The organism is Bacillota bacterium (genome assembly GCA_023511835.1).
Taxonomy (GTDB): Bacteria; Bacillota; Sulfobacillia; order JAIMAT01; family JAIMAT01; genus JAIMAT01.
In genome coordinates, this window is record JAIMAT010000062.1 from 1 (window position 1) to 12066 (window position 12066).

Here is a 12066-nt window from a genome sequence, read left to right on the forward strand (position 1 = left end):
CGCCCGGGGCCACGAGGTGACGGTCTTCGCCAGCGGCGACAGCCGCCCGGCCGGGAGGCTGGAGTGGGTCGTCCCCTCCCACCTGGGCGCCCACCCGGAGCTGCCCGCCCGCGAGCTGGAGCTGCTGCACATGGCCCACGCCTTCGCCGAGGCGCGCCGGGGCCGCTTCGACCTGCTCCACAACCATCTCAACTGCCACCCGCTGGTCTTCACGCCGCTGGTGGAGCTGCCGGTGGTGACCACGCTGCACGGCTCGGCCTACCTGGAGCCGGCGACACGCGTGGTCTACCGGCGCTTCGCCCACCTGCCCTACGTGGCCATCAGCCGGGCGGAGCGGGAGGCGGTCCCCGAACTCCGCTACGTGGCCACGGTGCCCAACGGGGTGCGCCTCGACGACTTCCCCTTCGCGCCCGGGCCGGGCGGCTACCTGGCCTTCTACGGCCGCCTCTCGCCCAAGAAGGGAGCCGACCTGGCCGTGGCCGTGGCCGAGCGGGCGGGCCTACCGCTCCGCCTGGCCGGGCCGGTGCCGCCCGAGGAGCGGGATTTCTTCGAGGAGGTGCTCCGCCCCCGCCTGCGGGGGCGCGTCGAGTACGTGGGCGAGCTGAAGGGGGACGAGAAGGGTCGCTTCCTGGGCGGGGCGCTGGCGCTCCTGCAGCTGAACCGGGTGCCCGAGCCCTTCGGCCTCTCCATGGTGGAGGCGATGGCCTGCGGCGTCCCGGTGGTGGGCACCTCGCTGGGCGCCATCCCGGAGGTGGTGGCCGACCGGGTGACGGGGCGGCTCCTGCCGGCCGGCGGCGACGAGGAGGTGGTGGCGGCGGCGGTGCGCGCGCTCGCGGGCGTCCCCCTGCTGGAGCGGGCGGCCTGCCGGCGGCGGGTGGAGAGCTTCTTTACCGTCGAACGCATGGTGGAAGGCTACGAACACGTGTACGAGGCCGTCCTGCGGGAGCGCCGCTAGCGGCGGCGCGCCCGGTGCAACCGTCCCGAAGGCCCGAGGAGGGATCCGCCATGGAACGCTGGGAGTCGGTCGGAGCAGCGGACGAATACCCCCTGAACGAGCGCAGGAAGCTGACCCTTCACGGCTACGAGATCGTCCTCTTCCACCTGCCCTCCGGCTTCTACGCCGTCACCAGCACCTGCCCGCACGCCGGCGGGCCGCTGGAGGAGGCGAAGGTGGTGGGCGAACACGAGATCCAGTGCCCCTGGCACCGCTACCGCTACGACTTGCGAGACGGCCACTCCACCAACCAGCCCATCTACCGGGCGCGGGTCTACCCGGTGCGGGAGGAGGGCGGCCAGCTCTACGTCGGCCTGCCGGGCTAGGGCGGCGCTCCGCGAGGTGAAAATGCAGGCGGTGCTATCATAAAAGCCTGCATTCCGGCTTTTCGGGAGGCCACGGGCCCATGGCGGCGCAGTCGCAGCTGGTGATCCGCGGGGCGCGCCAGCACAACCTGAAAAACATCGACCTGGAGATCCCGCGCGAGGCGCTGGTCGTCATCACCGGCCTGAGCGGGAGCGGCAAGTCGAGCCTCGCCTTCGACACCATCTACGCCGAGGGCCAGCGCCGCTACGTCGAGTCGCTCTCCGCCTACGCGCGCCAGTTCCTGGGCCAGACCAACAAGCCGGACGTGGACAGCATCGAGGGGCTCTCGCCGGCCATCTCCATCGACCAGAAGACGACCAGCCACAACCCGCGCTCCACCGTCGGCACGGTGACCGAGATCTACGACTACCTGCGCCTCCTCTTCGCGCGCGTGGGGCGGCCGCACTGCCCGCGCTGCGGGCGGCCGATCACGAGCCAGACGGTGGAGCAGATGGTCGACCAGGTGCTCGCCCTGCCCGAGGGCGAGCGCATCCAGCTCCTGGCGCCCGTGGTCCGCGGCAGGAAGGGCGAGCACAAGCAGGTCTTCGAGCAGATCCGCCGGGCGGGCTTCGTCCGCGTCCGCGTGGACGGGGAGACGCGGACGCTGGAGGAGCTGCCGGCGCTGGACAAGAACCGGAAGCACTCCGTCGAGATCGTCGTCGACCGGCTGGTCGTCCGCCCGGGCATCACCACGCGCCTGGCCGACTCCCTTGAGACGGCGCTCCAGTGGGGCGACGGCGTCGTCGTGGTACAGCGCCTCGGCGGCGAGGGCGGGGAGGCGGGCGAGCTGGTCTTCAGCCAGAAGTTCGCCTGCATCGAGTGCGGCACCAGCCTGGCGGAGCTGACGCCGCGCAGCTTCTCGTTCAACAGCCCCTACGGGGCCTGCCCCGAGTGCACGGGCCTGGGCTACAAGATGGAGATCGACCCCGGGAAGGTGATCCCCGACCTCCACCTCAGCCTGGCCGAGGGCGCGGTGGCCCCCTGGAACAACCACTGGCACTACTCGCACTACTACAACCAGCTGCTGCGCGCCCTGGCCGACGCCTACGGCGTCTCCTGGAGCGCGCCCCTGGAGCGGGCGGGACAGGCCTTCCTGGACGTGCTCCTCTGGGGCTCGGAGAGGCCGATCCGCTTCCGCTACCGGAGCCCGTACGGGCGCGAGCGCGAGCGGACGGTGACGTGGAGCGGCGTCGTGCCGACCCTGGAGAAGATCTACCGCGAGTCGCAGTCCGAGTCGATGCGGGAGGAGCTGGAGGCGTACATGTCCACCCGCCCCTGCCCCGCCTGCGGCGGCAGGCGCCTGCGCCCGGAGGCGCTGGCGGTGACGGTGGGCGGGCTCAACATCGCCCAGGTGACGGCGCTCCCCATCGCCAAGGTGCTGGAGTGGAACGCAGGGCTGGAGGCGGAGCTGAGCGAGCGGGAGCGGACCATCGCGCGCCTGGTGCGGAGGGAGATCGAAGCGCGGCTCCGCTTCCTGGTGGACGTGGGCCTGGAGTACCTGACGCTGGACCGCCCGGCGCTCACCCTCTCGGGCGGCGAGGCGCAGCGCATCCGCCTGGCCACGCAGATCGGCTCCGGGCTGACCGGCGTCCTCTACATCCTGGACGAGCCCTCCATCGGCCTCCACCAGCGCGACAACGCCCGCCTCGTGGCCACGCTGGAGCGGCTGCGCGACCAGGGGAACACGGTGCTGGTGGTGGAGCACGACGAGGAGACCATCCGCGCCGCCGACTACGTGGTGGACATCGGGCCGGGGGCGGGCAAGCACGGTGGCCGCGTGGTGGCGGCCGGGACGCCGGAGGAGGTGGCGCGCGTCCCGGAGTCGATCACCGGCCAGTTCCTCTCCGGCCGGCGCCGCATCGAGGTGCCCGCCCGGCGGCGGACGCCGCGCCCGGGCCGCTGGCTGACCGTCCGCGGCGCCAGCGAGCACAACCTGAAGGGGATCGACGTCCGCTTCCCCCTGGGCCTCTTCACGGTGGTGACCGGCGTCTCCGGCTCGGGCAAGTCGACGCTGGTCAACGAGATCCTCTACCGGGAGCTGGCCCGGCGGCTGAACGGGGCGAGGACCGAGCCCGGGCGCCACCGCGGCCTCGAGGGTCTGGACGGGCTGCGCAAGGTGGTGGACGTCGACCAGTCGCCCATCGGCCGGACGCCGCGCTCCAACCCTGCGACCTACACAGGCGTCTTCGACGACATCCGCGCCGCCTTCGCCCAGACGCCGGAGGCGCGCGTGCGCGGCTACAAGCCGGGCCGCTTCTCCTTCAACGTCAAGGGCGGCCGCTGCGAGGCCTGCCGCGGCGACGGGGTGCTGAAGATCGAGATGAACTTCCTGCCCGACGTCTACGTGCCCTGCGAGGTCTGCAAGGGGCGGCGGTACAACCGCGAGACGCTGGAGATCCGTTACAAGGGGAAGTCCATCGCGGACGTGCTGGAGATGACCGTGGACGAGGCGCTGGACTTCTTCGCCGCCATCCCCTCCATCCGCCGGCGCCTGGAGACGCTGGCCGACGTGGGGCTGGGCTATATCGAGCTGGGCCAGCCGGCCACCACGCTCTCGGGCGGCGAGGCGCAGCGCGTCAAGCTGGCCACCGAGCTGAGCCGCCGCTCCGAGGGCGACGCGGTCTACATCCTGGACGAGCCGACCACCGGCCTGCACATGGCCGACGTGGAGAAGCTGCTGGCCGTCCTGCAACGGCTGGTCGACCAGGGGAACACGGTCATCGTCATCGAACACAACCTGGACGTGATCAAGTCGGCCGACTGGGTGATCGACCTGGGCCCGGAGGGCGGCGAGCGCGGGGGCGAGGTGGTGGCGGCGGGCACCCCGGAGGAGGTGGCGCAGGTGGAGCGGAGCCACACGGGTCGCTTCCTGCGCCGGGTGCTGGGCCTGGCTCCCGCCCCGGAGCCGCGGGCGGCGCCGGCGCGGGCGGCGGCCGGCGCCGCGGGCGCCTGAGCGCGGCGGGCTGTCATGCGCCGGCAGCTCGCCTTCTCCGCCCGCCTCCTCCTCGCCCTGGTGGGCGTCGTCCTCCTGGCCACGCTGCTCCACGAGGTGCTGGTGGCGGCCCGCCTGGGCGCCTGGACCCGGGCCGGGCTGCGGCCGGACGTGGCGGCGGGCGTCGCGGTCGACATGCTCTTGGCGGGCGGCCTGGCCATGATCGCGGCCGTGGGGCTGGCGCTCCTGCTGGGGCGCGCGCTGCTCCGGCCGCTCGACCGGGCGATCGCGGCGGCCGCGCGCATCGCCGCCGGCGACTACGGGGTGCGGCTGGGGACGTCGGGCGACCGCGACCTCGACCGCCTGGCGACGGCGCTCGACCGGCTGGCCGAGCGGCTGGAGCAGGAGGAGCGGACCCGCCGCGACCTGGTGGGGGACGTCGCCCACGAGCTGCGCAACCCGCTGGCCACGCTCCAGGGCTACGTGGAGGCCATGCGCGACGGCGTCCTCGAGCCGGGTCCGGAGGCGCTGGAGACGCTGGCGCGCGAGATCCAGCGGCTCGCCCGCCTGGTCGACGACCTGCAGGAGCTGAACCGCATCGAGCGGCGCGACCTGACGCTCCACATCGAACCGGTCGACCTGCGCGAGGCGGTGGAGGCGGCGCTTGCGCTCCGCCAGGCGGAGCTGGCGGCGGGCGGATACAGGCTGGAAGTGGCCGTGCCGGCAGGGCTTCCTCCCCTGGCGGCGGACCGCGACCGGCTGGCGCAGGTGCTGGGCAACCTGCTGGACAACGCCATCCGCTACACGCCGGGCGGCGGGCGGATCCGCGTGGAGGCGGCGGCCGGGCCCGGGGAGTCCGGCCCGTCGCACGTCGTCTGGTCGGTGGGCAACAGCGGTCCCGGCCTCAGCGAGGAGGAGGCGCGCCACGTCTTCGACCGCTTCTACCGTGCGGAGCGCTCTCGCGCCCGCTCCACCGGCGGCGCCGGGCTGGGCCTGGCCATCGTGCGCGGGCTGGTGGAGATGCACGGTGGGCAGATCGGGGTGACGAGCGAGCCGCGGGAGTCCGACGGGGCCGCCGGCGGGCGCTGGACCGAGTTCCGGCTCCGCTGGCCGGCCTGGGGGGGTGGCAAGGCTGCCCAGGGTGCTGGTGGTCGATGACGAGGCGCCGATCCGGCGTCTGGTGCGCGCCTACCTGGAGCGCGAGGGGCACGAGGTGCTGGAGGCGGCGGACGGCGACGAGGCCTGGCGCCTCTTCGGCGAGGCGCGGCCCGAGCTGGTCGTCCTCGACCTCCTCCTGCCCGGCGTCCCGGGCCTCGAGCTCTGCCGGCGCATCCGCGCCGCCGGGCGGACGGGGATCATCCTCCTGACGGCCCGCGGCGAGGAGGCCGACCGCGTGGCCGGCCTGCGGCTCGGCGCCGACGACTACGTGACCAAGCCCTTCAGCCCCGCCGAGCTGGCGGCCCGCGTCGAGGCGGTCCTCCGCCGGCTCGGCGCCTCCCCGGGCGAGGGGGAGGAGGCGGCGCGGCCGTCGCCGGCGCCCGCGGGGGCCGTGCTCCGCGAGGGCGACCTGGCGCTCGACCCGGTGGCCCACCGCGCCACCCTGGGCGGCCGCCTGCTCGACCTGACGCCCACGGAGTTCCGCCTGCTGGAGACGCTCTTGCGCGAACCGGGCCGGGCCTTCACCCGGGCGCAGCTGGCCGAGCGGGCGCTCCTCCACGCCGACGAGGCGGTGGAGCGGACCATCGACAGCCACGTGCGCAACCTGCGCCGCAAGCTGGGCGACGACCCGGAGCGGCCCCGCTACATCGAGACCGTCTTCGGGGTGGGCTACCGCCTGCGCAGCCTCTGAATCCGCCCCGTCCGGGGGCTGCGGGCAGGGAGGGCTCCGCGTCCCTGGCCGGAGAGGGGCACCAGCGCCAGCAGCCGTGGACGGCCAAGGCCCGGCAGCCAGCGCAGGACGGCCGCCCCGCCCCACATGGCGCCCATCAGGCCGCCCATCCAGGTCATGGGGTCTGCCGAGAGGCGCGGGGCGGCGGCCAGGGGCAGCGCCGCCGCCAGGTGCGCTCCGGCGGCGCCCAGCGCGAAGCCCAGCGGCCCCCACAACATGGCCTCCATGGCCGCCTCGCCTGCCCGGCCGGGAGCCGGCCGGCTCCCGGCCGCCAGGGCCGCGGCCACTCCCGTGCCGAGCGAGCCCACGAGGAGCGGCCCCCAGCCTCCGTCGCCCGCCGCCGGAAGGAGGCCCAGCAAGAGGGCGGCGGCCGCCCCACCGAGGGCGGCCGCGCGTGCGCTTTCCAGAGGTTCCACCCCGCCGCGAGGATATGCGCCTCACCGCTCCTTCAGCACGTCGCGCATGCGCCGGTACTCCTCCTCCGTGATCTCCCCGCGCGCATAGCGCTCGCGCAGGAGGCCGAGAGCCCGGTCGTCGCCCGTCTCGGCCGGGAGCGGCGTGCCGCCGCCCGGCCGCCGCACGATCGCCCAGATGATGAGGCCGATGATGGCGAGGGGGATCAGCCAGGCCAGCAGCATCCAGAGGAAGCCCCAGCCGGCGTAAGGCCCGTAGAAGGACATCATGTCGCACCCACCCCCTTCCGTTCAGCGCTCCCGGAGCACCGCCAGCCTCCGCCGGAACTCTTCCTCGTCGATCTCGCCGCGAGCCAGGCGCTCGCGGAGGAGGGCGACGGCGCGGTCGCCCTCCGGCTCCATCGTCTCCCGCAGCTCCACCGGTCCCATGCTGTGCCCGCATCCGTGCCCGCCGTGGGCATGGCCGGTCATTCCCGCGTGGCCGGTCAGGCCCACGCGGCCTCGCGCAAACGCCCAGACCGCCAGAGCCGCGAAGAGCAGCAGCATCCATCCCAGCCAGGGGCCGCCCACGCCGCGCCCGGCCCAGGAAGCGAAGCCCCATCCCCATCCCATCGCCGCTTCCTCCTCTGTCTGAACCCAGTTTCGCGCCGGCTGCCCTCCGCCTACGAGGGGAGGCGGGCGGACGGCGCCGCCCCGGGCTGGCGCCGACCGCCCGGCCGCCGGTCCGGCGCTAGCTGCCGGACGGAGCCTGCGGCTGGGAGGGCGCGCTACCCTGCCCGTTCGCGTCGAGCCAGCGCTCCATGGTGTCGACGCACTGGCTCGCCAGGGAGCGGAACTGGTCCGGGGAGAGGCCCATCATCCATCCCGGCCCGTAACCGTAACCCGGCCCGCCCGGCCCATAGGCCGGCGGCGTTGTCGGCTGCGCCTGGGTGGCCGCCGCGGGTGCGACCGGAGCCGGGGGCGTCACGCGGGCCGCGACTGCGGCCGGGGTCGCCGGCGCCGCCTGGGCGGCGGGTGTCGACCCGGACGCCAGGGCGAAGCCGGTGACGCCGGAGACGACCGCCACCAGCACGAGCGCCGCCAGCCATGTCCACCGTCTGCCGGACATCCTCTCGACCTCCTTCGTCCCCCAGGCTAGCCGGGACGGGTGCACGCGCGGGGCAGGGCGCGTGCAGGAAGTCTCGGCTTGGCGTGCACTTGCGGTGCAGAATCGGGAGGTGGGCGCCGGAAAGGCTTTCCGGGACGGGCGCGGGCGGCGGCACCGGTCCATGACCCGCCAGGGCGATGGACGCCGCCCGTCTCCGGCACCAGAATGGGCGGGGCGCCGGCCGGTGCGCCTCCGCGGGCGGGCACCCCCGCGAGGCGGCGCTCCGGCGGCCGCGCCACCGGCTTCCCCGGGCAATCCTTTCGAAGGAAGAGGCGATGGACGGTGAAACCTTCCGCTCCCAGCGGCACACCCGCGCCCGCGGTACCCTCGCTGCGCCCCCTGGCGGAGGTGGCGGCCGAGCTGGGCCTCGACGAGTCGGAGTGGGAGCCGTACGGCCGGGAGGCGGCCAAGGTGACGCTGGAGGCTCTTCGCCGGCGCGGCGCGGCCGGCCCGGCGGGCCGCCTGGCCCCGCTGCCGGGGCGGCTGGTGCTGGTGACGGCCATCACCCCGACGAGCGCCGGCGAGGGCAAGACCACCACCAGCATCGGCCTGGCCGACGCGCTGCGGCGCCTCGGCCGGCGCGCGGCCGTGGCGCTGCGGGAACCCTCGCTGGGGCCGGCGCTGGGCGCCAAGGGCGGCGCCACGGGCGGCGGGCGCGCCAGCCTCGTCCCGGCCGACCGGATCAACCTCCACTTCACCGGCGATCTCCATGCCGTCACCGCGGCCAACAACCTGCTGGCGGCGCTCATCGACAACCGCCTCCACTACGGCGGCCAACCGGCGCTGGACCCGCGGCGGATCGCCTTCCACCGGGCGCTGGACATGGACGACCGCGCGCTCCGCCGCGTGGTGATCGGGCTGGGTGGCCCGACGGGCGGCGTGCCGCGCGAGGAGGAGTTCCAGATCACGGCCGCCTCGGAGGTGATGGCGGTCCTCTGCCTGGCCTCCGACAGCGACGACCTGGAGGCGCGCCTGGGGCGCATCATCGCCGGCTGGACGCGCGACGGGCGGCCGGTGACGGCCGCCGACCTGGGCGCGGCCCCGGCCATGGCCGCGCTTCTGGGGACGGCGCTCCAGCCCAACCTGGTCCAGACGCTGGAGGGGACGCCGGCGCTGGTCCACGGCGGCCCCTTCGCCAACATCGCCCACGGCGCCAACAGCATCCTGGCCACGCGCCTGGCGCTGGCGACGGCCGAGGTGACGGTGACCGAGGCCGGCTTCGGATCCGACCTGGGCGCCGAGAAGTTCGCCGACATCACCGCCCGCGCGGGCGGCTTCGCCCCCTCCGCCGTCGTCCTGGTGGCCAGTCTCCGGGCACTCAAGCTCCACGGCGGTGCCGACCGGAAAGCTCTGGACGAGGAAGACCTGGCCGCCCTCGAGCGGGGGCTGGCCAACCTGGACGCCCACCTGCGCATCACCGGGCAGATGGGCGTCCCGGTGGTGGTGGCGGTCAACCGCTTCCCCGGCGACAGCGAGGCGGAGCTGGAGCGCGTGCTCGCCCACTGCGCGGAGCGCGGCGTACCGGCGGCCCTGAGCGAGGTCTACGCGCGCGGCGGCGAGGGCGGCCTCGAGCTGGCGGAGCGGGTGCTGGAGGCGCTGGAGCGCTCGCCGGGGGCCGCTTCCTTCCGCCCCTTCTACGAGGAAGGGCTGCCCGCCGCCGAGACGCTGGAGCGGCTTGCGCGGGACGTCTACGGCGCGCGCGGCGTCGCCTTCAGCCGCGAAGCGGAGGCCGCGCTCGGCCGTCTGGAGCGGGCGGGGCTGGACCGGCTGCCGGTCTGCGTGGCCAAGACGCAGTACTCGCTGGCCGACGACGCCGCCCTGGGCGGCACGCCCCGGGAGCCCTGGACGCTCCACGTGCGCGAGCTGCGCGCCAGCGCCGGGGCGGGCTTCCTGGTGGCGCTGACGGGCGAGATCCTGACCATGCCCGGGCTGCCCAAGGAGCCTGCGGCGCTCTCCATCCGGCTGGCGGCCGACGGGCGCGTGGAGGGGATCCTCTAGGCGGGCGGCCGCGGGCGCAGGCGGGGGATCCCCCGGGCGGTCCGCGTACAATGGAAGGCGGCCATGGGCGCGAGCGCTTCGCACGAGACCGATCCCGGGCTCCAGGAACAGCTGCGGCAGCTGCCGGAGCAGCCCGGCTGCTACCTCTTCCGCGACGCCGCCGGCGAGGTGATCTACGTCGGCAAGGCGGTCTCGCTGAAGAGCCGGGTCCGCTCCTACTTCCACAGCCCCTCGGCGCTCTCGCCCAAGGTGGCCGCGATGGTGCCGCAGATCGCGCGCATCGAGACGGTAGTCACCGACAGCGAGACCGAGGCGCTGGCGCTGGAGTGCAACCTGATCAAGCACTACCGGCCGCGCTTCAACGTCCGTCTGCGCGACGACAAGAACTACCCCTACCTGCGCGTCGACCTGAACGCGGAGTGGCCGACCATCCGCCTGGTGCGCAGCATGCGCGGCGACGGTGCCCGCTACTTCGGGCCCTTCACCAACTCCGGGGCGGTACGCGAGACGCTCCGCACCCTGCGCAAGGTCTTCCCCTGGCGGAGCTGCTCCGACCGGCGGCTGGCCCAGGGCGGGCCGCCCTGCCTCTACTTCCACATCCACCGCTGCCTGGCGCCCTGTGACGGTCGCGTCGACCGGGCCGCCTACCACGCCATGATGGAGGAGCTGGTGGCCTTTCTGGAGGGGCGCCGCGGCGAGCTGATCGAACGGCTGGAGCGGCGCATGTTCGAGGCGGCCGAGGAGGAGCGCTACGAGCAGGCGGCCGTCTACCGCGACCAGTTGGCCGCCCTCCGCCAGGTGACCGAACGCCAGAAGATCGTCAGCCAGGCGCTGGAGGACGCCGACGTCATCGCGCTCGGGCGCGGCGAGCACGCCGTCTGGGCGCAGGTGCTCTACGTCCGCGAGGGCAAGGTGGTGGACGAGGCCGCCTTCGACCTGACCGGCGTCCAGGGCGAGTCCGACGCCGAGGTGCTGGGCGCCTTCGTCAAGCAGTATTACGCGCAGGCGGCGCAGATCCCGCCCCGCCTCCTCCTGGAGCAGCCCATCGAGGAGCAGGAGGCGGTCCAGGCCTGGCTGGCCGAGCGGCGCCGGGAGCGGAGCGGCTCGGCGCGCCTGGAGATCCGCGTGCCCCGCCGCGGCCCCAAGCGCGAGCTGGCGCTCATGGCACGGAAGAACGCCGAGCTCCTGGTGCGGCGGGACGAGGAAGCCTGGCAGCGCCGCCGCGCCTCCGCCGAGGGCGCGGTGGAGGAGCTGCAGCGCTGGCTCGACCTGCCGCGGCCGCCGCGGCGCATCGAGTGCTTCGACATCTCCAGCACGCAGGGGCGGGAGCCGGTGGGCTCCATGGTCGTCTTCGTCGACGGCCGCCCCGCGCGGGCGCTCTACCGGCGCTTCCGCCTCCAGGCCGGCGCCGGGCCCGACGACTACGAGGCCATGCGCGAGGTGGTCTACCGGCGTCTCCGTCGGGCGCTGGCGGAGCGGGACCCCAAGTTCCTGCCGCTGCCCGACCTGCTGCTCGTCGACGGCGGCAAGGGCCAGCTGGGCGCCGCGCTGGAGGCGGTGCGCCTGGCGGGCGCCGACCCCGGCCGCCTCCCCGTCCTGGCCATCGCCAAGGAGAAGGAGTGGCTCTTCGCGCCCGGCCGGAGCGACCCCATCCTCCTGCCCGCCGACTCGGCGGCGCTCCACCTGGTGCAGCGGAGCCGCGACGAGGCGCACCGCTTCGCCCTCGCCTACCACCGCCGGCGGCGCGGCCGCGCGGCGCTCCGCTCGCTCCTGGAGGAGGTGCCGGGTATCGGCCCGAAGCGGACGCGGGCGCTCCTGCGCGCCTTCCCCTCGCTGGAGGCGATGGAGCAGGCGGGCGAGGAAGCGCTGGCGCGCGTCCCCGGCATGAGCCGGGCGGCCGCGCGCCAGCTCCTCGAGGCGCTCCGCTCGCGCGCCTAGGCCGGGCGCGCGGGCGGGCGGCGGCGCCCGGCGGGCCTAGAAGGCCCAGCCCAGGGCGCGCTTGGCGTCCTCGCTCATCATCTCCGGCGTCCAGGGCGGCTGCCAGACGATCTCCACGTCCACGTCGCGGACGCCCGGCACGATGGAGAGCGCCGCCCGCACGTCCTGCGTCACCTCCGCCCCCAGCGGGCAGCCGGGGAAGGTGAGCGTCATGCGGATCTTGACGTTCCCCTGGTCGTCCACCTCGACGCCGTATACCAGACCGAGGTCGACCACGTTGAGGCCGAGCTCGGGATCGTTGACCACGCGGAGCGCGTTCAGGATCTGCTCCTCGCTGGGCAGGGCCGCTTCGGCCATCCTCTCGCCCCCCTTCGCGCCCTCCCTGGCGGG

At 74.7% G+C, this 12066-nt stretch carries 12 protein-coding genes; 7 read left to right on the forward strand and 5 right to left on the reverse strand.

The genetic code is table 11. From position 1 onward, the window contains the following. The 5 genes from K6U79_08845 to K6U79_08865 all read left to right on the forward strand — a co-directional run. On the forward strand, positions 1 to 955 hold a 955-nt coding region (locus K6U79_08845), incomplete at its 5' end, for a glycosyltransferase (GenBank protein MCL6522460.1). Positions 956 to 1005: 50 nt separating this feature from the next. After that, positions 1006 to 1320: a Rieske (2Fe-2S) protein gene (locus K6U79_08850; protein MCL6522461.1), complete on the forward strand. Its 315-nt coding sequence runs from the start codon at positions 1006 to 1008 to the stop codon at positions 1318 to 1320. A gap of 80 nt (positions 1321 to 1400) precedes the next feature. Next, positions 1401 to 4313 (forward strand): excinuclease ABC subunit UvrA, encoded by a 2913-nt coding sequence (gene uvrA / locus K6U79_08855; GenBank protein ID MCL6522462.1) that lies wholly within the window; start codon positions 1401 to 1403, stop codon positions 4311 to 4313. Between the two features lie 15 nt (positions 4314 to 4328). Next, positions 4329 to 5450: a HAMP domain-containing protein gene (locus K6U79_08860; GenBank protein MCL6522463.1), complete on the forward strand. Its 1122-nt coding sequence runs from the start codon at positions 4329 to 4331 to the stop codon at positions 5448 to 5450. Next, positions 5425 to 6141, forward strand: coding sequence for a response regulator transcription factor (locus tag K6U79_08865; protein ID MCL6522464.1), 717 nt, complete (start codon positions 5425 to 5427; stop codon positions 6139 to 6141). Before K6U79_08860 ends, K6U79_08865 begins: the two co-directional genes overlap by 26 nt. On the opposite strand, the gene K6U79_08870 is transcribed toward K6U79_08865, so the two are convergent. The 4 genes from K6U79_08870 to K6U79_08885 form a co-directional block, all read right to left on the reverse strand. Then, on the reverse strand, positions 6120 to 6596 hold the full coding sequence (locus K6U79_08870) for a hypothetical protein (protein ID MCL6522465.1): 477 nt from the start codon (positions 6594 to 6596) through the stop codon (positions 6120 to 6122). The two genes, K6U79_08865 and K6U79_08870, sit on opposite strands and share 22 nt — an antisense overlap. Positions 6597 to 6617: 21 nt before the next feature. Beyond that, positions 6618 to 6863 carry an SHOCT domain-containing protein gene (locus tag K6U79_08875; GenBank protein MCL6522466.1) on the reverse strand — a complete coding sequence of 82 codons (246 nt, stop codon included), beginning with the start codon at positions 6861 to 6863 and terminating at the stop codon, positions 6618 to 6620. A gap of 21 nt (positions 6864 to 6884) precedes the next feature. Further along, complete coding sequence (locus K6U79_08880) at positions 6885 to 7139, reverse strand: SHOCT domain-containing protein (GenBank protein ID MCL6522467.1); 255 nt, start codon at positions 7137 to 7139, stop codon at positions 6885 to 6887. A gap of 184 nt (positions 7140 to 7323) precedes the next feature. After that, on the reverse strand, positions 7324 to 7701 hold the full coding sequence (locus tag K6U79_08885) for a hypothetical protein (protein MCL6522468.1): 378 nt from the start codon (positions 7699 to 7701) through the stop codon (positions 7324 to 7326). Between the two features lie 204 nt (positions 7702 to 7905). Here K6U79_08885 and K6U79_08890 point away from each other — a divergent pair, with 204 nt between their 5' ends. Together K6U79_08890 and uvrC are read left to right on the forward strand one after the other, a co-directional pair. Further along, positions 7906 to 9738 carry a formate--tetrahydrofolate ligase gene (locus K6U79_08890; GenBank protein ID MCL6522469.1) on the forward strand — a complete coding sequence of 611 codons (1833 nt, stop codon included), beginning with the start codon at positions 7906 to 7908 and terminating at the stop codon, positions 9736 to 9738. Positions 9739 to 9801: 63 nt separating this feature from the next. Continuing rightward, positions 9802 to 11676 (forward strand): excinuclease ABC subunit UvrC, encoded by a 1875-nt coding sequence (uvrC, locus tag K6U79_08895; protein MCL6522470.1) that lies wholly within the window; start codon positions 9802 to 9804, stop codon positions 11674 to 11676. A 36-nt stretch (positions 11677 to 11712) separates the two neighbouring features. Here uvrC and K6U79_08900 read toward each other — a convergent pair whose 3' ends face one another. Continuing rightward, on the reverse strand, positions 11713 to 12033 hold the full coding sequence (locus K6U79_08900; protein MCL6522471.1) for a metal-sulfur cluster assembly factor: 321 nt from the start codon (positions 12031 to 12033) through the stop codon (positions 11713 to 11715). Positions 12034 to 12066: the final 33 nt, after the last annotated feature.

What these genes read in the sequence shown, in the direction of transcription:
- uvrC (MCL6522470.1), top strand. Translation starts at nt 9,802, where the DNA reads ATGGGCGCGAGCGCTTCGCACGAGACCGATCCCGGGCTCCAGGAACAG.
- K6U79_08860 (MCL6522463.1), top strand. Translation starts at nt 4,329, where the DNA reads ATGCGCCGGCAGCTCGCCTTCTCCGCCCGCCTCCTCCTCGCCCTGGTG.
- K6U79_08880 (MCL6522467.1), bottom strand. Translation starts at nt 7,139, where the DNA reads ATGCTGCTGCTCTTCGCGGCTCTGGCGGTCTGGGCGTTTGCGCGAGGC.
- K6U79_08890 (MCL6522469.1), top strand. Translation starts at nt 7,906, where the DNA reads ATGGGCGGGGCGCCGGCCGGTGCGCCTCCGCGGGCGGGCACCCCCGCG.
- K6U79_08885 (MCL6522468.1), bottom strand. Translation starts at nt 7,701, where the DNA reads ATGTCCGGCAGACGGTGGACATGGCTGGCGGCGCTCGTGCTGGTGGCG.
- K6U79_08900 (MCL6522471.1), bottom strand. Translation starts at nt 12,033, where the DNA reads ATGGCCGAAGCGGCCCTGCCCAGCGAGGAGCAGATCCTGAACGCGCTC.
- K6U79_08850 (MCL6522461.1), top strand. Translation starts at nt 1,006, where the DNA reads ATGGAACGCTGGGAGTCGGTCGGAGCAGCGGACGAATACCCCCTGAAC.
- uvrA (MCL6522462.1), top strand. Translation starts at nt 1,401, where the DNA reads ATGGCGGCGCAGTCGCAGCTGGTGATCCGCGGGGCGCGCCAGCACAAC.
- K6U79_08875 (MCL6522466.1), bottom strand. Translation starts at nt 6,863, where the DNA reads ATGATGTCCTTCTACGGGCCTTACGCCGGCTGGGGCTTCCTCTGGATG.